Source organism: Anaerobutyricum hallii DSM 3353 (assembly GCF_000173975.1).
Classification (GTDB): domain Bacteria; phylum Bacillota; class Clostridia; order Lachnospirales; family Lachnospiraceae; genus Anaerobutyricum; species Anaerobutyricum hallii.
This window is the reverse complement of record NZ_ACEP01000129.1, coordinates 1-21,211: the sequence shown is the minus strand read 5'-3', so window position 1 is coordinate 21,211 and position 21,211 is coordinate 1. Positions and strand designations below refer to the sequence as shown.

Genomic DNA, 21,211 nt, shown 5'->3' with positions numbered 1-21,211 from the left:
TATGAAAGAAAGATGGATGGGTCTTGATTACGGGACAAAGACAGTAGGTGTGGCGGTAAGTGATGCTTTGGGTATTACGGCACAGGGAGTTGAGACAGTTACCAGAAAGTCGAATAAGAAGCTGCGCCAGACATTGGCAAGGATAGAAGCGCTCATAGAAGAATATGAAGTGAGTAAGATAGTACTCGGATTGCCAAAGAATATGAATAATACGCTGGGAGAAAGAGCTGAGGAGACGAAGGAGTTTCAGGCGATGCTTCAGCGCAGAACCGGATTGGAAGTAGTCTTATGGGATGAAAGACTGACTACGATGGAATCAGAGAGAATTTTGCAGGAAGGCGGAGTGCGCCGTGAGAACAGGAAAGAACGCATTGACTGGATGGCGGCTACTCTGATTCTGCAAAGTTACATGGATGTACATCCAATTCCGGAAAAGTAAGCGGAGAACGGACGTAAGTACGGAAGAAAGAGGTTTTATATGAACAATTATCAGAGTATTCCATTTAAAGACGAAGATGGAAAAGAAAAGGAGTTCTATGTCCTCGAACAGACAACTCTGAATGGATTTCACTATCTGTTAGTAGAAGACGGAAGTGCAGATGCAGATGACGAGGAGGTTGAAGTTCTTATCATGAAAAGAGTTGCTGATGCGGCTGAGGATGAAGAATGGGCAACCTATGAGATGGTTGAAGACGAGGAAGAACTTATATCAGTATCCAAAGTATTTGAGCAGTTAATGGACGATATTAATTTTGAAGTAGAATAGCAGGCAGGCTTTCGTGTGAGATAAAACGGCAGATATTTGGCAGGAATAGATGTCCGTTTTATTCTATGCGATTGTGCTTTCTGCTATATAGACAAGTGAATAGTAGAACGGAGGTTAGAATTTGAAAGTAACAGGAAATCAATCAGTAAAGATAATACCTCTCGGCGGATTAGAGCAGATCGGTATGAATATTACTGCGTTTGAGTATGAGGACAGTATTATTGTAGTAGACTGTGGTCTGGCTTTTCCGGACGATGAGATGTTGGGAATCGATTTAGTTATACCGGATATCACTTATTTGAAAGAGAATGCCTCAAAGGTAAAGGGACTTGTAATTACCCACGGACACGAGGATCATATTGGTGCGATTCCCTATGCTCTTAAAGAACTGAATATGCCTATTTATGCAACAAAGCTTACAATGGGACTTATTGAGAATAAGTTAAAAGAGCATAATCTTTTAAGAACAACCAGAAGAAAGGTCATCAAACATGGCCAGTCTATTAATCTGGGAAGATTTCGTATAGAATTTATTAAAACGAACCACAGTATCAGTGATGCGGCAGCACTCGCTATTTATACACCAGCAGGGATTATTGTGCATACTGGTGACTTTAAGATCGATTACACACCGGTATTTGGAGATGCCATTGATCTTGGTCGTTTTGCAGAACTTGGAAAGAAAGGTGTTCTTGCCTTAATGTGTGAGAGTACCAATGTAGAGCGTGAGGGATATACGCCATCCGAGAGGACCGTTGGACGAACTCTCCGACACCTTTTTGATGAGAATAAAGACCACAGAATTATTGTAGCGACATTTGCTTCGAACGTAGATCGTGTACAGCAGATTATTGACTGTGCGTATAGTTGTGGAAAGAAGGTTGTTATCGAGGGAAGAAGTATGGTCAGCACAATCTCTACTGCAGCAGAGCTTGGCTATATTAAGATTCCAGATAACACATTGATCGATATAGAACAGATGAAGAATTATGTGGATGAGCAGCTCGTGCTTATAACAACAGGAAGCCAGGGAGAAACGATGGCAGCATTAAGCCGTATGGCAGCTTCCACTCACCGCAAGGTTTCTATTAAGCCAGGTGATGTAATTATCTTCAGTTCTCATCCAATTCCTGGTAATGAGAAGGCTGTATCAAAAGTAATGAATGAGCTTGCCAAGAAGGGAGCCAGCGTTATTTTCCAGGATACTCACGTTTCCGGACATGCGTGTCAGGAAGAGATTAAGCTTATCTACACATTGACAAAGCCACAGTATGCGATTCCAGTTCATGGAGAGTACCGTCACTTAAAGAGACATAAAGATCTTGCCATTGAGATGGGTATTCCAAAAGAAAATGTAATGATCTTACAGTCTGGCGATGTGCTTACCATTTCAAAAGAGCAGGCAAAAGTTACCGGGCATGTACCTGCACAGGGTATTTTAGTAGATGGTCTTGGTGTTGGTGATGTTGGTAATATTGTACTTCGTGACCGCCAGCATTTATCACAGAACGGCTTATTTATTGTCGTTGTTACACTTGACCGTTATAATGGGGTTCTTCTGGCAGGGCCAGACATTGTGTCAAGAGGTTTCGTTTATGTAAGAGAGAGCGAGAAGCTCATGGAAGAGGCAAAGAGTGTTGTCACGAACACATTAGAGCATTGTAACTCGAAGAAGATTACGGATTGGGGACGTATTAAGGGGGCAATCCGTGATGATTTAGGAGATTATATCTGGAAGAAGATGAAGAGAAGTCCGATGATTCTTCCGATTATTATGGAAGTATAGACAATGATGGATGAAGGAAAGTTATCAATACCGTTCTTTCCTGATACAGAAGATATTCGTCAGGGTACAAAGAAGTTGACAGATATGATTTGTCATACAGAAGATTACAAATGTTATCAGAAAGACCTGACTGTTTTGAAAGAACAGGAAGAATTATATCGTAAGTTTAAAGAATTTCGTGGAAAAAGTTTGTATTTACAGCTTGAAAAAGGACAGGAACAATACTTTGAAAAAATAGAATCACTTCATTCAGAGTATAAAGATGTGCTGACAGAACCAGTTGTGGTAGACTTTCTTTCCGCAGAGCAGCGGATGTGTAAACTGATGCGGCTGGTATATGATGGTATTGCAGAGAATATTAAGCTGGATTTATCTTATATGGATGAACTATGATTACAAGTCATATCGGATTATTCAGATTTCGTAAATTACAGACTATTTGCAGAACAAAAAATGTCAGACGTGAGATGAACATTCATTTTGGTTTTACGAATGATTAACTATGGATTAAAATAAAGATAAATTGACAGCTTGGATTTGGATAAAGAGCATAAGTTATATTAGAGCGTGTTTTAAAACACGCTCTAGGATAAAAGGAGTGAAAAACATGGCAGAGAAAGTATTACATGTAATTATCAAAATATTAATGTATATCTTTATAGTACTTCTTTTTATCCTGCTCTTTGTGCGGATGAGCGGAGTTGGCCGTGCTATTTTTGCAGATAAGCCAAAGGATAAGAACCCGCAGATAGCCAGCGAGACTGTACTTGTCGTAGAGCAGGGGGAATCTCTTCTTGAGATTTCTAAAGATTTGGCAGAACAGGGGATTGTAAAGAATCCGTATCTGTTTGCCATATCTCTTCGCTGCATGGATGGATATCAGAATATCCGGCCAGGGGAATATCAGGTTTCCTCTTCTGAGAAGCCATCAGAAATATTAAAACAGCTAACACATGAGGAGGAAAAAATACAGTGATTACAGAAGAAAGAGTTCTGGATTTCATTCGTTCCTTTGGAGTAGACAGAGGTTCTGAGGCTTTGCATATGATAGAAAAAGAAGCCATCAGAGATGATGTGCCGATTATCCGCAAAGAGTCAGGGGAACTTCTTCGAATATTGCTGCAAATTAAAAAACCGGAGAAAATTCTGGAGGTAGGTGCTGCCATAGGATTTTCTTCGGTTTTTATGGGTGAAAATACAGATAACAATACACACATTACGACAATTGAAAATTATCCGCCGCGTATTGAGCGGGCAAAAGTAAATATCGCACTTGCCGGAATGGAAGATAAGATTACGTTAATTTCGGGAGATGCGGCAGAAGTGTTGAAAGAACTTTCCGGAAGCTGGGATTTTATTTTTATGGATGCGGCGAAGGGACAGTATATTCACTTTATGCCGGAAGTAATGCGGCTTCTGGCCCCGGGAGGAATTTTAGTCTCGGACAATGTTTTGCAGGATGGAGATATTTTTGAATCCCGTTATGGGATTAAGAGAAGAAATCATACGATTCATAATCGCATGAGAGAGTATTTATATGCATTGACACATGATGAAGCGCTTGATACCGTGATTTTAGAAACAGGAGATGGCATGGCAATCAGTGTGAAAAAAGAATGAGAAGAAAGAAAGGGATAAGATGAGAAATACAGAATTACTCATACCGGCGAGTAGCTTAGAAGTATTAAAAACAGCAGTACTTTACGGTGCAGATGCCGTATATATCGGTGGGGAAATGTACGGACTTCGTGCAAAGGCCCGCAATTTTTCCAGAGAAGATATGGAGGCAGGCGTAAAGTTTGCTCATGAAAATGGAGTAAAAGTATACGTTACAGCTAATATTGTGGCGCATAATGAAGATTTAGAGGGAATCAGAGAGTACTTCAGGGAATTAAAAGAAATTGGCCCAGATGCCCTGATTATTTCTGACCCTGGCGTATTTATGATTGCTAGGGAAGAATGTCCAGACATTGAGCGTCATATCAGTACACAGGCAAACAGTACAAACTACGCAACTTATAATTTCTGGTACGCACAGGGAGCAAGCCGAGTTGTGGCAGCTCGTGAGCTTTCTTTAGCAGAACTTTCTGAGATTCGTGCCAACATTCCAGAAGATATGGAAATCGAAGCTTTTGTTCACGGTGCAATGTGTATTTCCCATTCCGGAAGATGCCTTCTCAGTAATTATTTTACTGGAAGAAATGCAAACATGGGAGCTTGTACACATCCTTGCCGCTGGAAATACTATGTCATGGAGGAAAGCCGTCCGGGCGAATATCTTCCAGTAGAGGAAAATGAGCGCGGCACATACATTTTCAATTCCAAAGATTTGTGTATGATTGAGCACATTCCAGATTTGCTTGAGGCAGGAGTGGACAGTCTTAAGATTGAGGGCCGTATGAAGACAGCTCTTTATGTAGCAGCAGTGACAAGAACTTATAGAAGAGCGATTGATGACTACAAAACATCACCAGATTTATTTGAGAAGAATTTAGACTATTATCGAGAAGAAATTGCAAAATGCACCTATCGTCAGTTTACAACTGGTTTCTACTACGGAAAGACCGATGAGAATTCTCAGATTTATGATGCGAACACCTATATCAAAGAATATACTTACATCGGTATTGTACAGGATATTGATGAGAATGGCTGGTGTAAGATTTATCAGCGTAATAAGTTCTCTGTAGGCGAGATTATTGAAGTAATGCTGCCAGATGGAAGCAATAAAAAATCTTCCAGTACTTGCGATGGAAGACGGCGACCGTAATTCAGTAGAATCTGCACCACATCCAAAGCAGGAGATTTGGATTAACTTTGGAGAAGCTTTGGAAAGAGGATTTCTGCTTCGTAGAAAAGAGTAGGAACAGTGGCCATCCTGTCATGCATATACTATAAGGAACACGGGTTTCGGAGCGTTGTATGCGGTCATTTAAGAAGCCATTAAAGGCGGAAGAAGAAAGATATTATCTTAAAATGTACCGTGACGGAGATGAGAAGGCGAAAGAAAAATTAATTGAGCATAATCTCAGGCTGGTTGCCCATATTGTAAAAAAATATAACTCACCAGACCGGGACCTGGATGACTTGATTTCGATTGGCACGATAGGATTAATTAAGGCAGTAAATACTTTTGATTTAAATAAAGGGGGGCGGCTTGTTACTTACGCGGCCAGATGTATAGAGAATGAATTATTGATGATGATTCGCCAGGAGAAAAAGATTTTGCGGGAAGTTTCGCTGTATGAACCGATTGGTACGGACCAGGAGGGGAATCATATCAGTCTTCTGGACATCATTTCAACAGAAGAAGCAGAACTCATAGAACAATATCTTCACAAATACTATCTAAGCCGTTTAGAACAGGAAGTGTTCCTTCTTACCGATGACCGAGAGCGGGAAATTATTTTAAAGCGTTATGGTTTATGTGGAAATGAACCACACACGCAAAAGGAAGTAGCGGCAATGATGGGAATTTCGAGATCCTATGTAAGCCGAATTGAGAAAAAAGCATTGGAGAAGCTCAGGAGCAGTTATGAGCAATACATGTAGCTTATCAGGTTAGGTATGAAAATGCTGAGAAGGATAAGGATTTATCTGGTGTTTTATGAGAATGAATATAACTGTTCAGAAATATGTATATTATTAAGGATGCAAAGGATAAGAAAGGGAATATTTATGCTGCAAATGTTATATCCAGATGAGTATCTGGACTCGACTTATACCATTGATTTTAAAAAGTTATATAAAGACGGATACCGGGGAATTTTATTTGATATTGACAATACGTTAGTACCTCATGGGGCACCGGCAGATAAGAGGGCGGTTGCTTTATTTAAAAAGCTAAGAGAGATTGGTTTTCAGACCTGCCTGATATCAAATAATAAAGAACCAAGAGTAAAAAGCTTTTGTGATAAAGTAGGTTCTACTTATGTCTTTAAGGCAGGAAAGCCTCTGCCTGGAGGATATGAGGAGGGAATCCGGAGAATGAAAACAACAAAAGAAAATACTCTGTTTATAGGAGATCAGATTTTTACAGATGTATTAGGTGCCAAAAGAGCCGGACTTCATGCCATCATGGTTAAGCCGATTCACCCAAAGGAAGAGATACAGATTGTACTCAAACGATATCTGGAAAAAGTCGTCCTCTTTTTCTATTTCCGAAGCATAAGGAAAAAAAGTGTTGAAAAATAGAGGTATTTATTATAGAATAGATTAATGAATGATTTACTAGTGATTAAGGAGGATTTTCAGATATGATTTCTGCAGGCGATTTTAAAAATGGCTTAACTATTGAACTTGAGGGAAATGTTTACCAGATTGTAGATTTCCAGCATGTAAAACCAGGAAAAGGTGCAGCTTTCGTAAGAACGAAAATGAAGAATATTAAGAACGGTGGTGTTGTTGAGAAGACATTCCGTCCAACAGAGAAGTTCCCACCAGCACATATCGAGCGTACAGATATGCAGTATTTATATACAGATGGTGATTTATATTACTTCATGGATGTAGAGACATTCGATCAGATTGCATTAAACGAAGATATGATCGGTGATTCTCTTAAGTTTGTTCGTGAGAACGACATGGTTAAGATGATTTCTCATAACGGAGATATCTTTGCTGTAGAACCACCTATGTTTGCAGAGTTAGAAGTAACAGAGTGCGAACCAGGAGAGAAAGGTAACACAGCAACAGGAGCAACTAAGCCTTGTACAGTTGAGACAGGAGCAGTTGTATATGTACCTTTATTCGTAAATCTTGGCGATAAGTTAAAGATTGACACAAGAACAGGAGAATACTTATCCAGAGTATAATTTTTGTTCATTTCGAAATATCTTTATGAGGTTTCGGGACTATGCAATAAGTTAAAAGCAGGCGGAAATCATACCTTGATTTTCGCCTTTTTTACAGGAGGCAATTATGAGAAGAAAGAAAAAGTCGGGTGCTGGTAAGATGATTGCAGCAGTCGTTGTTGTAGTCATATTATTATGTGGCATTTTTGCAATTATGAAGAATCTTGCTTCACCAGCATCTGCAGATAATAAGGCAGGCAATAAGGAAGGTAATTCCGCAAAGGCAACAGAAGCTTCTACAGAAGCACCAGATAACAGTGTGCCAATGACAGGTTTAAAAGTTACAGCACCGGCAACAACTATTCGTGTTGGTCAGACCATGCAATTAAAAATCAGCCATGAACCATCCAATGCTACAAATACAAAGCTTAAATGGAGCTGCAGCAAAGATGGAATGGTAACTGTAACAAAGGATGGCGTATTAAAACCAGGTAAGAATGCAGGTAAGAATACCGTAAAGGTAACTGCAACTGCAACAGATGGTTCTAAATTAAGCGCATCTTTTGATTTAAGAATTTATCCAGCTATAGACCCAAGTAAACCGATGGTGGCTATTACATTTGATGATGGTCCTAACCCAGAAACAACAACCCCAATGCTTGATGCATTAGAGGAGAATTATGCGAAGGCAACTTTCTTCTGTTTAGGACAGAATGCAGGTTATTATCCAGAAACAGTACAGAGAGAATATAACCTTGGTATGGAAGTTGGAACTCATACATACAGTCATGTTGTTCTTACAAGCTTAAGTGCATCTGCACTTGATAGCGAGATTAGCAAGTCAGTAGATGCAATCAATAAGGCAATTGGTGTTAAGCCATCCTTAATGCGTCCTCCATACGGAGCGGTAAATAAGACTGTATTATCCGCAGTAGGTGGCTACAACCTCTGCTGTATGAACTGGTCTCTTGATACAGAAGACTGGAAGACAAAGAATGCAGATGCCACTTATAATGAAGTTATGAAAGCGCAGGACGGAGATGTTGTATTGCTTCACGACATCCATGAGTATAACGTAGATGCGGTAAAACGATTCGTTCCAGACCTGATTGCGGAAGGATTCCAGTTAGTAACTGTACCAGAGCTTTATGAAGCAAGAGGAGAGACACTTGAGGCAGGAACAGTTCATTACCGCACTGATCCTACTACACAGGCAGGGACAGAGACAGCTCCGGCGGCTTCTACAGATTCCGCAGCGGAGAGTACGACAGCTTCAGAGTAAAAGAAACAGACATCAAAGGAGACGCTCCTAAAGAGAGAATAGAACCTATATTTGTGGCCTCGCAGCTCCGAGGTCACAAATATAGGTTCTATTCTCTCTTTAGGAGCTGACTTTGGCTGGAGTTGTTTGTAAGCGAACATTCAACGCGCCGCGACTAAAGTCACAGATAGAGAGTAGATAGTTTCCAGAGTTCGTCTGTTTTGCCATTTAAAAATTTATAGAAAGGAAATATATTATGAGTCAGAAAAATAAGGGAATCATCCTGATCATTATGTCTGCTTTTTTCTTCGCACTTATGAACATGATGGTTCGGCTTGCCGGGGATTTGCCATCAATTGAAAAAAGTTTTTTCCGTAATTTTGTTGCGGTATTTTTTGCGCTGATTGCGCTGAAAAGGTCAAATACACCAGTTCACGTACCGAAAGGCCAGCTTAAAAACCTGCTGATGCGTTCTGTCTGTGGAACACTTGGTATTTTATGTAATTATTATGCGATTGATCATCTGATGCTTGCAGATGCATCCATTTTAAATAAGCTGTCCCCGTTCTTTGCGATTCTTTTTTCTTTTATTCTTTTAAAAGAGAAAATACATCCGTTTGCAGCAGGATGTGTATTTATTGCCTTTGTTGGAAGTTTATTTATCATTAAGCCGGGCTTTGCTTCTGTGACAGCCTTGCCTGCCTTTGTTGGCCTTTTAGGTGGGATGGGAGCAGGAATCGCCTATACTTATGTACGGAAGCTCGGAACAAACGGAGTAAAAGGACCGTTTATCGTCCTTTTCTTCTCCGCATTTTCCTGTATTGTGACATTACCATATCTTATATTTGACTTTCACCCGATGACACTTGCACAGCTTGGCTGCCTGCTTCTTGCGGGTTTATTTGCAAGCGGAGGCCAGTTCACAATTACTGCTGCCTATACCTGTGCACCGGCAGGAGAAATCTCCATCTATGATTACTCACAGATTATCTTCTCCACCGTCCTTGGATTTTTGTTTCTTAGACAGATTCCGGACATGTGGAGTTTTGTTGGATATGGTATTATCATCGCCGCTTCTGTTGCGATGTTCCTGTTCAACAATCGAAAGAGAGTGTAGTCTCTCTTTTTTTCGTTGTTCCTTTGCATGATTTTTAGCTTTCTCGTAAATATCAAAAGCATCCTGATAACGAGGACTATAATCATTGTGATAACGGCCTTTGTTGTTCATGTAAAAACCTCCTTGGATGGACAGACGAAGCGGAAAAAGATAGTATAATAGCAAATGTGACCTCGGAGCAAGTGTTGGATGCGAGCCAGTAAGCAAAACATTCAACACGCCGCGACTAAAGTCACATTTGTTATTATACTATCTTTTTCCGCTTCTGTCTTTGAATATCTGTAGGATGGGATTATTACATGTTAAATATAGATGACTTCCGCGTTCTCCCTCAAATCCCCTATACATTGATTCTAATTCATCGAAATCCTGCCACAGCCAGAAGCCATTGAAGCCAATAAGCCATATTTGTGGTCTCGGAGCAAGTGTTGGATGCGAGCGGGAAAGCGAACATTCAACGCGCCGCGATTAAAATCACAAATATGGCTTATTGGCTTCAATGGCTTCGTCTGTTTGTTCTTGATGAATTAAATCAAAAACCACTTGCGTGATAACTGGTGACATAGTATAGTTAATATGTTAAGAAAATGTCACAAAGAACAGCAGGAGGAAGAAGTATATGAACAGTCATTTAAGTAAAACAGAATACAGAATTATGGAGTATTTCTGGAGTACAGGGGGGAAGTATACTTTTGGGGAATTGATGAAGTATTTTAACGAGGAAGAAGATAAAAACTGGAAAAAACAGACGTTGAATACTTTTTTAAGTCGTTTGATTGACAAAGGGCTGCTAGAGAGAAAAAAAGAAGAGACAAAGGCATATTATGGGGCTGCACTGACAAAGGCAGAGTTTAAGCAGCGTAAGGCGAAAGCGATTCTTGAAGAATGTTATGAAGGCAAGATTAGTCATTTTATTGCAGCATTAACTGGAAATAATGCAATTACGAAAGTTGATGAAAAGGAACTGATCGCACATATTTTAGACAGGTAATAACAGACAGCTGGGGAAAGAGGCGATGAAAAAGGATGGTACTACAACTTGTGATGGATATGGCGGGGACATTTCCCATCTTAGGGTATCTTCTTATTAAAAAAATATTTAAGAAACACATGACGGCACAAAAATATATATGGATATTGCGATTATCTATTATTTTATATTTGTGTCCGTTTCAGGAATTTAAATATTTGATTCTTCCAGGAAAGTTATTAGAGCGATTTAATTTTGCTGATTTTTGGGGGATTGCAGGGAAGAAAATAAGTAGATTTGAAGTTGTAAATATTCCATTATTATTTGGGGATTATTATGTAATACCGAGAGGAATTTTTTTGGTAACAGTTATATGGTTCATTATTTGTACTATATTAGTTATATATTATTATGGAACCTATTTTTTTATAAAAAGGCAGATAAGGAAGAATGGAATAAAGACAGACTTCTTTTCTGGAAAAAGGGGAAAAGATATTGAAGTTTTTCAGACGGCAAAAGTGAAAACACCTTGTACAGTAGGATGGCTTCACCCGAATATTTTTATCCCGAAAAGAGATTATACAGTTAAAGAGAAGGAGTGGCTTCTCAGACATGAGATTACACATGTTCGGCATGGGGATACTTTCTGGAAGGCGCTTGCACTTCTTGTTTGCATTTTTCGTTGGTATAATCCATTTGTGTATTATCTTTTTCAACAATATTCAGTGATGTGTGAATACTATTGTGATGCAGTATGTATGCAGAATAGTAATAAAGAGGAAAAAAAGAATTACGCAATTTTCCTCGTAAAGTCAGCAACTTTGACAATACCAAGACGGGGGTTGGCGATTGTGCAGGGACTTACGAATAATGGGGAAAAGATGCAGGAACGAGTTGATAGAATTTTAGATGAAGATAAAAAGCCAGCAGGGAAGATACAGCTTTTTATAGCAGGAATTCTAACAGTAATGTGTCTGTGTAGTTTTATGACGATTTTTGTTTATAGTGCAACGCAGGAACAGGATGTGCCAGCCCAGGATAATACTTTTACAGAAGGAGAATGGGATTATTTTTATGGAGAAGATGTTTCGATGGGAGATGCGTCTCTTGACTTTAGTAAATCGACCATTTTATTTGAATCAAAGCAGAGAGAAATCACACCAGTTTTCCAGTCGAATTTAATGAATAATGGTTCTGATAAAGGCCAGAAAAAGGCACAGCAAAAGAGATGTAACCATGTTATGGAGGAGGGAACACTAAAGATTCATAAATCGAAAAAGAAAGGATGCCATATTGAAGCATATGAGGCGCAGCGATGTAAAAAATGTGGAATAGTAAAGAAGAATCAACTATCCTATGATACAGATTATGTAGTCTGCTCGCATGCTAAAAAGTAATATGATAGAAATTGTCGGGTAAAAATCAGAAAAGCACAGACATTGTAATAAAATCAGAAAAGTGATAAAGTGTACTATATAAAATAGTACGCTTTTCTTTTTTGTAAAAATGCAACTTCTGGCATAAATTTTATGTCTATATTATAGAGAGAAAGCGAAGACTCATATATTTTTATGGAGATACAGGAGGAAAAGGTTATGTGGATAAGGAAGATTGGATTGGGAATACTTATAGGTGTAGTTTTATGCTCCGTGATGGTGAATGCAGAAGAAAGAAATAGCAGAAAAGCAGAGCCAATGACAGTAATGGAGAGGATGCGTGAAATTCCTCGCAAAATATATGGAAAGAAGAAAAGCAGAAATAAGATGCGGAAAGTGCCGGGGAAGTTTAAACTTCCGCCAGATGCCAGGATAGGAGATATTATAAAGACGAAAAGCGGGTATAAACAGATTATTGATATTTGGGGAAATGGAAAGTTTCGTCTAAAGTCTTTGGAAAAGAAATATTATAGGCAAAGGAAAACAAGAGTAAAAAAGAGATATAATTAGAAAATAAGAGATAATTTAAAATAAATATCTATATAAGCTGATTAATAAAAAAATAAGGATTTTTAGAACTTGCAATTATAAAAGAAAAAACATATTATAGGTATTAGCAATTAGCACTCAAACGAAATGAGTGCTAACAACATAAAAATCAAGAAGATAACAGATTTACAATTAATTTTGAATTAGGAGGCATTATATTATGAAGTTAGTACCATTAGCAGACAGAGTTGTATTAAAACAGCTGGAGGCAGAAACAAAGACAAAGACTGGTATTATTCTTACTAGCTCCGCACAGGAAAAACCACAGGAAGCAGAAGTAGTTGCTGTAGGTCCTGGAACAGAAGATGTGAAGATGGAAGTGAGCGTTGGACAGAAAGTAATTTATTCTAAATATGCAGGAACGAATGTAAAGATGGAAGAAGAAGAGTACATCATCGTAAAACAGAGTGATATTCTTGCAATCGTAGAATAATTCTAGTGTCAGCAGAATACAGATGATATTCTTTTCTGACAAGACATTAATCATTAGTCACATTTGACTATTCAGATTCTATGAATTGTCAAGTGTGGATTGAAACAAGTAATCATAATTAATATTTTTGGTTAGTATATTTTTATATAGCAGGAGGAATCTTTATTATGGCTAAAGAGATTAAATATGGCGTAGAAGCCAGAAAAGCATTAGAAGCAGGTGTAAACCAGTTAGCAGATACTGTAAGAGTAACACTTGGACCAAAAGGACGTAACGTAGTTCTTGATAAGAGCTTTGGTGCTCCATTAATTACAAACGATGGTGTTACAATCGCAAAAGATATCGAATTAGAAGATCCATTTGAAAACATGGGTGCTCAGATTGTAAAAGAAGTTGCAACAAAGACAAATGATGTTGCTGGTGATGGTACTACAACAGCTACTGTTTTAGCACAGGCAATGATCAACGCTGGTATGAAGAACCTTGCAGCAGGAGCTAACCCAATCATTTTACGAAAAGGTATGAAGAAAGCAACAAATGCAGCAGTAGAAGCAATCGGAAACATGAGCGAGCAGGTTGGCGGCAAAGAGCAGATTGCTAAAGTTGCTTCCATTTCCGCAGCTGATGAGGAAGTTGGCCAGTTAGTAGCAGATGCTATGGAGAAGGTTTCTCAGGATGGCGTTATCACAATTGAAGAATCCAAAACAATGAAGACAGAACTTGACCTTGTAGAAGGTATGCAGTTCGATCGTGGATACATTTCCGCATACATGGCAACAGATATGGAGAAAATGGTTGCTGAATTAGATGATCCATATATCTTAATCACAGATAAGAAGATTTCAAACATTCAGGAAATCCTTCCATTATTAGAGCAGATCGTACAGAGCGGCGCTAAGTTATTAATCATTGCAGAAGATATCGAAGGCGAGGCATTAACAACATTAATCGTTAACAAGTTAAGAGGAACATTCTCTGTTGTTGGTGTAAAGGCTCCTGGATATGGTGACAGAAGAAAAGCAATGCTTGAAGATATCGCTATCTTAACAGGTGGTACAGTTGTATCTGAAGAAGTTGGCATCGAATTAAAAGATGCTACAATGGATATGCTTGGACGTGCAAAATCTGTTAAAGTTGAAAAAGAGAATACAGTAATCGTTGACGGTGCTGGAGATAAAGCAGCAATCAAAGCAAGAGTAGGACAGATCAAATCTCAGATTGAAGAGACAACATCTGATTTCGACAGAGAAAAATTACAGGAAAGATTAGCTAAATTATCTGGTGGTGTTGCAGTTATCCGTGTTGGTGCAGCAACAGAAACAGAAATGAAAGAAGCAAAACTTCGTCTTGAAGATGCTTTAGCAGCAACAAGAGCAGCAGTAGAAGAAGGTATCATCGCAGGTGGTGGATCTGCTTACATCCATGCAGCTAAAGCTGTAAAAGAGATGGCAAAAGAACTCACAGGTGATGAGAAGACTGGTGCAGAAATCGTTCTCAAAGCATTAGAGGCTCCTTTATATCACATCGCAGCAAACGCTGGACTTGAAGGATCTGTTATCATTAACAAAGTAGCAGAAAGCGAAGCAGGCGTAGGATTTGATGCGTTGTCAGAAACTTATGTAAACATGGTTGAATCCGGAATTATTGACCCTGCTAAGGTAACAAGAAGTGCATTACAGAACGCAACAAGCGTAGCTTCTACATTGCTTACAACAGAGTCTGTAGTAGCAGACATTAAAGAGGATACACCAGCTCCAGCAATGCCAGCAGGCGGCGGAATGGGAATGATGTAATTATAAATTCTGGTTTGTGTAGCAAAACAAACAGACGCCGCTAAAGAAGCATAGCAATCGGATTGCCGGAAGAATTATTAAGAAGAAGCCCTAAAAAATTCAATAAATTTTTTAGGGCTTCTTTTTCATATTTTTTGAGCAATCTGATAGAATATATACAGCGGCTGTCTGTTTCTAATCTGGCAAATCTTTTAAAACATAAATTCTGACTTTACTTCAGCAGCAAAAGACAGCTCTCAGTAAATAAAATAACCTATATTTGTGGCCTCGAAGCAAGGGTTGGATACGAGCGTGTGTAAGCGAGTATTCAACCCGCAGCGACTAAAGTCACAAATATAGGTTATTTTATTTACTGAGAGCGTCTCCTTTGCCTGCGCAAATCAGAATTGCCTTTTTGGTTAAAAGTTGGTAGAATATTTTTGAAGGTATTATTTATATGAGGTGTTTATGAAAAGAAAGATAATATTATTGTTAGTAACTCTCTGGATAAGTATTTTCATAATCAGTGGCTGCAGTATGATGCCACATCTGAATGCTTCTGCCCAGACGGTGATTGATACGAAAAAGGAACTGCTTGCAGAGATTGAAAATGCGCTTTCTAGTGGAAAGACGAAGATTTCTTTTGTGACAAGTGATCTTGATCAGACAGATTTTGATACGCTGAATCAGAATATAGAAGGTTTTTATGGTGTGGTAAAGGAATATCAGATAAAGAGTGTAAAGTTTTTGAATAAGTCTTATGTGACGTTAAATTGTGAGATTAGTGATAATTATTATGTAGAAAAAGCCTTTTTTGATGAGGAGGATATTCCAGAAGAACGAGATAAAGCAAGGGATTTGTATGAAGCTTGTAAAAGTTTTCTTACCAGTTTACAAAGTAAGAAGCGAAGTGATTATGAAAAGGAAAAGCTGATTCATGATTATATTGTGAGTAATGTTGCATATGGATATCCAGGTGGAAAGAAAGAGCCGGAAGGAGATGCCTATAGTGCATATGGTGCTCTGGTTTTAAAGAAAGCGGTATGTAATGGTTATGCAGAGGGGATGAAGCTGCTTTGTGACCTTTCTGGTGTGACCTGTAAGATGATTTCTGGGACAGCAGATGGAGAAAAACATGCTTGGAATTTGATAAAGCTTGATAAAGAGTGGTATCATGCAGACCTTACCTGGGATGACCCGGAACCGGATGAGACTTCCCGTATTATGTACACTTATTTTAATGTGGATGATACACAGATGAAAGCAGACCATAAATGGAATGCGGCATTGTATCAAAAGGCAGAAGGAAACGAATATAATTACTATAGAAAAAAAGATTTACTTTGTGAGGATTATAAAAGTTTTCGTAGTAAATGTGAGGATATTTTGGAGGAAAAAAGTCCAAATAGTATTCAGTTTATGGTGAAAGATTATGACCAGGATACGTATTCAGATGATAATCTCCAGTTTATTCTTCGATATAGTGGCGCTTCTTCGCTACGGATGCAGATTGCGGGAAAAACTCCCTATACGATGTTATATTTTAAGCTTCAATATTGATAAGTGATAAATTACAAATTATATGGCGGAAAAGGACGTAAAATATAATATTTTAAAATAACAAAAATAAGTGTTAAAATAGATAATAAGAATAAACCTGCAGTATAGATAAAAAGGTAATAAGAAGAGATAATATTAGGCAAAAACAGATAATAAAGAAAGATAGTAGGACAAGGACAGATATACAGCTAAAGAAAGGTAGAGAAATGACAAAAGAACAGTTTATTATGGAATTAGAACAATGTCTGCAGGGCGAAGTGTCTGCATATGAATTATCTGATTCATTAACGTATTACAGACAGTATTTTGAGGATGAGATTCGTAATGGAAAAAGTGAGGAACAGGTCGTTGAAGAGTTAGGAAGTCCAAGACTTATTGCCCGCTCTATTATTGATGCGCACGGAATAGAGGAAAGTGCTTCTGGTAATTCCGATTATGGAGATAATTCTTATGGAAGTGGTTATGCACAGAATGATAGTTCCTACCGTAGCTATGGAGATGCATATTCTGACAGAAGAGATATCGAAAACAACAATCAGAAGGGAGCTTTGCAGAGTGCCGGTAAGATGATTATGACAATTATTATTTCCGCACTGGTATTTTTCATTGTATTATTTTTATTGCGGGCATTGTTGCCGCTTGCAGTGATAATTATTGCAGCAGTTTTGATTGTACGCCTGATTCGAGGATAATATTCAAGAATTCCTAGACGATGTGATTTTGGAAAATTTATTCGGGGTGTATTTTGTATTGGAAAGAGGCAAAGATGTTGTTGCAATCCAGTGTAAAGGATAGAGAATGTTTGAAAAATAAAAAAGTAATCTACATTTGCAATTAGATAGAATTAGAGCAAATGATAGAAGGAAACAGGACAGAAAAGAGGGTTTGATATGACAAGGGAAGAAGTATTGGAAAAAGTATCAAAGAAACGAGAAGAATTTATCTCCTGGTATCATGAATTTCATCAGATACCGGAACTTGGATTTGAAGAAAAAGAAACAACAGAATTAATCTGTGAGAAGCTTACCGGGATGGGGATTCATCCACTTCGTTTAGATCCAACAGGAGTAACTGCATATATTGGACCACATGATGCCTATACAGTAGGTCTTAGAGCAGATATTGACGGCCTTAGGGTTTTAGAAGATACAGATTTGCCATTCCAGTCAAAGCATCCTGGAAAGATGCATGCCTGCGGACATGATGGTCATATTACAGGCTTGTTAGGAGCAGCTTCTATTTTAAAAGAAATGGAATCTGAACTGACTGTCCGTGTCAAATTAATTTTTCAGCCGTCTGAAGAAAATACAAAAGGTGCAAAGCAGATTATTTCCCAGGGAATATTAGAAGATGTTGATGAAGTGTTTGGCCTGCATCTCTTTTCCGATATAAAAGCAGGAGAGATTTCTGTGGAGCCGGGAGCCAGAATGGCACAGACAGATCGTTTTACTATCACTTTCATCGGAAAAGGTGGTCATGCCGCAAAGCCACATCAATGTGTGGATGCTACCGTTATGGCTGCTGACTTTGTAATGAATGTACAGACAATTGTAGCAAGAGAGCTTGACCCGATTGAGGGAGCGGTTGTGACAGTTGGTTCCTTAAAATCGGGAACGCAGTATAATATTATTTCCGGTAAGGCAGTCTTAGAAGGAACTTGCCGAAGCTATTCTGAAGACGTAGCACAGCACTTACAGGATGCCATTCGAAGAAGAGCAGAAGCAGTAGCAGACAGCTACGGCGGAAACGTAAAGATTGCCTATGAACAGGGCTCTCATCCACCAGTACTTAACGATGCAGCACTTTCCCGCCGAATTGCAGACGAAGCGGAACAGCTATTAGAGAATAGAAAGCTTGTCCATATCGCGCCATTAATGCTTGGAGAAGATTTCTCCTGGTATCAGAAGGAAGTGCCGGGTGTATTTGCCTTCGTAGGCTGTGGCACACCGGGAAGAAAGTGCTATCCAAATCATCATCCGAAGTTTGAAGTTGAAGAATCTGCACTTTCAGATGGGGTGTTGTTGCATTTGGCGGCGGTGGTTTCGGCGATGCATCGGGAGAAGGAAGAGTAGAATGCATAAAATATAAAGAATGCCTTGTTAAGAAAAAAGATTGTAAAATCTCTTGATATCTTTGTAAAGAAAAGTGAAGAAAAATGTTTAAAATGTTGTAAAAAAGTGTTGACAGCTTTCACGCCATATAGTATAATAAACCTCGTTGATGACGTGGGATCTTAGCTCAGCTGGGAGAGCATCTGCCTTACAAGCAGAGGGTCACAGGTTCAAGTCCTGTAGGTCCCACTTATTTTTTGTCAACATTAAGTATGGCGGGATAGCTCAGTTGGCTAGAGCACGCGGTTCATACCCGCGGTGTCGCTGGTTCAAATCCAGTTCCCGCTATTTTTTATTGCAATTTTTTGTTTGTAATGGCAGACAGACGCAAACGAGAAAAGGTTACTATGTGAAAATGCTTCGTATCACTGCACTTAAACTGCTCGACCGCAATTTGAGTTTGATTTAAGGCTCATTTTTCACATAGTAACCTTTTCTCGTTTTCTGTCTTTCATAAATTCAAAAGAAAAACTTTTCTCCCCTTCCCCAATGTGGTACACTGATAGAAAACAAAATAGAAATCCGTATGTGCGGAGTTTGGAGGCGAGACATTGTGAGAATTGGAAATGGTTATGACGTACATCGTCTGGTAGAAAATAGAAAGTTAATCCTTGGCGGAGTGGAGATTCCTTATGAAAAGGGACTTCTTGGACACTCTGATGCGGATGTTCTGCTTCATGCAGTGATGGATGCACTTCTTGGAGCGGCGGCACTTGGAGATATCGGAAAGCATTTTCCAGATAATGACCCTGCATATGAGGGAGCGGACAGTATGAAACTTCTTGAAGAGGTTGGAAAGCTGTTACAGGAAAAGGCTTATTTTATTGAAAATATTGATGCGACAGTGATTGCACAAAGACCGAAGCTTGCGCCATACATTCCAGAGATGAAAAAAAATATTGCAAGAGTTCTTTGTATTCAGGAAGGGCAGGTTAATGTAAAGGCAACGACAGAAGAGGGACTCGGATTTACCGGGGAAGGTCTTGGTATTTCAGCGTCAGCTGTTTGTCTGCTTTCAGAGATTCAGAATTATGTTGGTGCGGATGTTTTGATGGAAGACAGAGACTGTGCAGGCTGCGGCGGCTGTGCAAGATTTGGAGGCATTCAGAAATGATAGTCTGGGATGATGGAACGAAAAAGCAGAGAGTTTATGAGATGTGGGAAGATAATTTTCATGACCCAGTATCTTATGCGAACTTTTATTTTAATGAAGTATATGGAAAAAATGAAGTTTTGCTGAATGAGGAAATGTCAGCGGATGAGAACATTGTGAAGGGAATGCTGCATTTAAATCCATATACACTTCATGTAAAAGGACAGCAAGCAGAGGCGAAGTATATCGTTGGTGTGGCAACGGATGAAGAGTACAGAAGACAGGGCGTGATGCGGGAACTCCTTGTAAAGACTTTTCAGGAGCTTCGTAGCAGAGGTGAGTTGTTTACTTATCTGATGCCAGCAGACGAAAACTATTATCTGCCATTTGATTTTCGCTTTGGAATGGCTCAGGTAGAGCAGGAATTGGAATATTTGCCAGAACTGCGTAAGGAGACTGAAAAACAAGCGAAAGATATAATAGAAAAAGATTCGAAAGATAGTATTGATGCAAAACAGGAAAGTGATGCAAAAAATAAAGAAGTCTTATTAAAGAAAGAAGAAGTAGAACAGGAAAGCCAGCCAGAAGAATGTCCGATAAAAGAGGATATATTAGGAGATAATAAAAACAAAAGAGAATCTTCATTTGAAAAATATACCTTTAAAACAGAACTTTCCGATGCAGAACTTGAAACACTTGTTGCACAGGAAAATGTGATTAAAGATACCCTGTTTGACATTTTCATAGAAATTTCTGTCCCTTATATCCGAAGAATGGAAAAAGAGGTGGAGAGTGATTACGGACAGGTGCTCTATGTTTTTGATGGGGAATCTTATGTTGGCAGAGCTGCAGTAGGAGCAGAGGACAGCTATTTTGTTCTTTCGCAGGTGTTTTGTGCAGATGCTTCTAAGAGGGAAAACTTTTTAGAGCAGGTTATTTTATATTGTGAAGAGAAATATCACTATAACCGATATCAGCTTATACTTGACCCGTCCTGGAAAGATATCACAACAAAAATAGGTTTATATAGAAATTTTCGTTTTATGCCAGCAAAAAGGGTGAAGAAGATTATGTTCCGTCTGCTAAATATAGAAGAACTTTCTAAGTTTTTAGAATGTAAAATAGAAACGCTAAAGGAAACCAGCGAAACAGAAAAGGAGAAAGTGGAAGCAAAGATTTGTGAAGCCGACAGCTGTGGAACGAATAGTGAGGGAAACGATGATTGTAAATCTGATAATTGTGAAAATACCATCTGTGAAATAGATAATTGTGAAGCATATACCTATAGAGAAGATATCTATATAGAAGATAAGTATTTAGAAGAACAGAGCGGAGTGTATCATTTCTCGCTAAAAGATGGAAAGGTTTCTATCACAAAAACAGAGACTATAAAAACAGATGGTATGCAGAGCGTTTCTATTGCGGCTCTTACAGACTATCTTTTTGGCAAGAAAGAAGAAAGTATTGATAGCTGTGAAACTTTAACAGAAGAAGGAAAAATGCTTTTGAAAAACATTTGCCCGCTTTCTGAGAATTGTATTATGGAAATTGTCTGATGAATGTA

Annotated in this window: 21 protein-coding genes, 2 tRNA genes and 1 pseudogene; all 24 read left to right on the top strand. The window is 38.7% G+C overall.

Annotated elements, in window-relative coordinates:
* Nucleotide 1 precedes the first annotated feature (1 nt).
* The 24 genes and pseudogenes from ruvX (at nt 2) to EUBHAL_RS14970 (ending at nt 21,203) form a co-directional block, all read left to right on the top strand.
* Nucleotides 2-439: a Holliday junction resolvase RuvX gene (gene ruvX, locus EUBHAL_RS12395; RefSeq protein ID WP_005350393.1), complete on the top strand. Its 438-nt coding sequence runs from the start codon at nt 2-4 to the stop codon at nt 437-439.
* 39 nt (nt 440-478) lie between these two features.
* Nucleotides 479-766: a DUF1292 domain-containing protein gene (locus EUBHAL_RS12390; protein WP_005350391.1), complete on the top strand. Its 288-nt coding sequence runs from the start codon at nt 479-481 to the stop codon at nt 764-766.
* Between the two features lie 121 nt (nt 767-887).
* The gene (locus EUBHAL_RS12385; protein WP_005350389.1) at nt 888-2,552 is read left to right on the top strand and encodes a ribonuclease J; all 1,665 of its coding nucleotides are present in this window, start codon (nt 888-890) and stop codon (nt 2,550-2,552) included.
* A 3-nt stretch (nt 2,553-2,555) separates the two neighbouring features.
* A complete protein-coding gene (locus EUBHAL_RS12380) occupies nt 2,556-2,945 on the top strand; it encodes a YlbF/YmcA family competence regulator (protein ID WP_005350388.1) in 390 nt (129 codons plus the stop codon).
* A 214-nt stretch (nt 2,946-3,159) separates the two neighbouring features.
* A complete protein-coding gene (locus tag EUBHAL_RS12375) occupies nt 3,160-3,528 on the top strand; it encodes an endolytic transglycosylase MltG (protein ID WP_005350387.1) in 369 nt (122 codons plus the stop codon).
* The gene (locus EUBHAL_RS12370) at nt 3,525-4,172 is read left to right on the top strand and encodes an O-methyltransferase (protein ID WP_005350386.1); all 648 of its coding nucleotides are present in this window, start codon (nt 3,525-3,527) and stop codon (nt 4,170-4,172) included. Before EUBHAL_RS12375 ends, EUBHAL_RS12370 begins: the two co-directional genes overlap by 4 nt.
* Nucleotides 4,173-4,191: 19 nt before the next feature.
* Nucleotides 4,192-5,416, top strand: a pseudogene (locus EUBHAL_RS12365) (peptidase U32 family protein).
* Between the two features lie 58 nt (nt 5,417-5,474).
* Nucleotides 5,475-6,104 (top strand): RNA polymerase sporulation sigma factor SigK, encoded by a 630-nt coding sequence (sigK, locus tag EUBHAL_RS12360; RefSeq protein WP_005350383.1) that lies wholly within the window; start codon nt 5,475-5,477, stop codon nt 6,102-6,104.
* A gap of 126 nt (nt 6,105-6,230) precedes the next feature.
* Nucleotides 6,231-6,746, top strand: a complete 516-nt coding sequence (locus EUBHAL_RS12355; protein ID WP_022169600.1) for a YqeG family HAD IIIA-type phosphatase — start codon at nt 6,231-6,233, stop codon at nt 6,744-6,746.
* A 62-nt stretch (nt 6,747-6,808) separates the two neighbouring features.
* Entirely contained in the window at nt 6,809-7,366 is a 558-nt protein-coding gene (gene efp / locus EUBHAL_RS12350; RefSeq protein ID WP_005350375.1) for an elongation factor P, read from the top strand.
* 106 nt (nt 7,367-7,472) lie between these two features.
* Nucleotides 7,473-8,627, top strand: a complete 1,155-nt coding sequence (locus EUBHAL_RS14980; protein WP_005350374.1) for a polysaccharide deacetylase family protein — start codon at nt 7,473-7,475, stop codon at nt 8,625-8,627.
* Nucleotides 8,628-8,862: 235 nt separating this feature from the next.
* On the top strand, nt 8,863-9,723 hold the full coding sequence (locus EUBHAL_RS12340; RefSeq protein WP_005350373.1) for a DMT family transporter: 861 nt from the start codon (nt 8,863-8,865) through the stop codon (nt 9,721-9,723).
* A gap of 619 nt (nt 9,724-10,342) precedes the next feature.
* Nucleotides 10,343-10,714 carry a BlaI/MecI/CopY family transcriptional regulator gene (locus tag EUBHAL_RS12335; protein ID WP_005350371.1) on the top strand — a complete coding sequence of 124 codons (372 nt, stop codon included), beginning with the start codon at nt 10,343-10,345 and terminating at the stop codon, nt 10,712-10,714.
* Between the two features lie 35 nt (nt 10,715-10,749).
* The gene (locus EUBHAL_RS12330) at nt 10,750-12,090 is read left to right on the top strand and encodes a M56 family metallopeptidase (protein WP_005350370.1); all 1,341 of its coding nucleotides are present in this window, start codon (nt 10,750-10,752) and stop codon (nt 12,088-12,090) included.
* A gap of 198 nt (nt 12,091-12,288) precedes the next feature.
* Nucleotides 12,289-12,639, top strand: a complete 351-nt coding sequence (locus tag EUBHAL_RS12325; protein ID WP_044923405.1) for a hypothetical protein — start codon at nt 12,289-12,291, stop codon at nt 12,637-12,639.
* A gap of 199 nt (nt 12,640-12,838) precedes the next feature.
* The gene (locus EUBHAL_RS12320) at nt 12,839-13,111 is read left to right on the top strand and encodes a co-chaperone GroES (RefSeq protein ID WP_005350366.1); all 273 of its coding nucleotides are present in this window, start codon (nt 12,839-12,841) and stop codon (nt 13,109-13,111) included.
* Between the two features lie 167 nt (nt 13,112-13,278).
* On the top strand, nt 13,279-14,904 hold the full coding sequence (groL, locus tag EUBHAL_RS12315) for a chaperonin GroEL (RefSeq protein WP_005350365.1): 1,626 nt from the start codon (nt 13,279-13,281) through the stop codon (nt 14,902-14,904).
* Nucleotides 14,905-15,351: 447 nt separating this feature from the next.
* Complete coding sequence (locus tag EUBHAL_RS12310; RefSeq protein WP_005350362.1) at nt 15,352-16,443, top strand: transglutaminase domain-containing protein; 1,092 nt, start codon at nt 15,352-15,354, stop codon at nt 16,441-16,443.
* Between the two features lie 206 nt (nt 16,444-16,649).
* The gene (locus tag EUBHAL_RS14975; protein WP_005350360.1) at nt 16,650-17,135 is read left to right on the top strand and encodes a DUF1700 domain-containing protein; all 486 of its coding nucleotides are present in this window, start codon (nt 16,650-16,652) and stop codon (nt 17,133-17,135) included.
* Nucleotides 17,136-17,333: 198 nt separating this feature from the next.
* On the top strand, nt 17,334-18,515 hold the full coding sequence (locus tag EUBHAL_RS12300) for a M20 metallopeptidase family protein (protein ID WP_005350358.1): 1,182 nt from the start codon (nt 17,334-17,336) through the stop codon (nt 18,513-18,515).
* 155 nt (nt 18,516-18,670) lie between these two features.
* Nucleotides 18,671-18,743 (top strand) — tRNA-Val (locus tag EUBHAL_RS12295).
* Nucleotides 18,744-18,768: 25 nt separating this feature from the next.
* Nucleotides 18,769-18,842, top strand: a tRNA-Met gene (locus EUBHAL_RS12290).
* 265 nt (nt 18,843-19,107) lie between these two features.
* On the top strand, nt 19,108-19,668 hold the full coding sequence (ispF, locus tag EUBHAL_RS12285) for a 2-C-methyl-D-erythritol 2,4-cyclodiphosphate synthase (RefSeq protein ID WP_044923402.1): 561 nt from the start codon (nt 19,108-19,110) through the stop codon (nt 19,666-19,668).
* The gene (locus EUBHAL_RS14970; RefSeq protein WP_005350354.1) at nt 19,665-21,203 is read left to right on the top strand and encodes a GNAT family N-acetyltransferase; all 1,539 of its coding nucleotides are present in this window, start codon (nt 19,665-19,667) and stop codon (nt 21,201-21,203) included. Before ispF ends, EUBHAL_RS14970 begins: the two co-directional genes overlap by 4 nt.
* Nucleotides 21,204-21,211 lie beyond the last annotated feature (8 nt).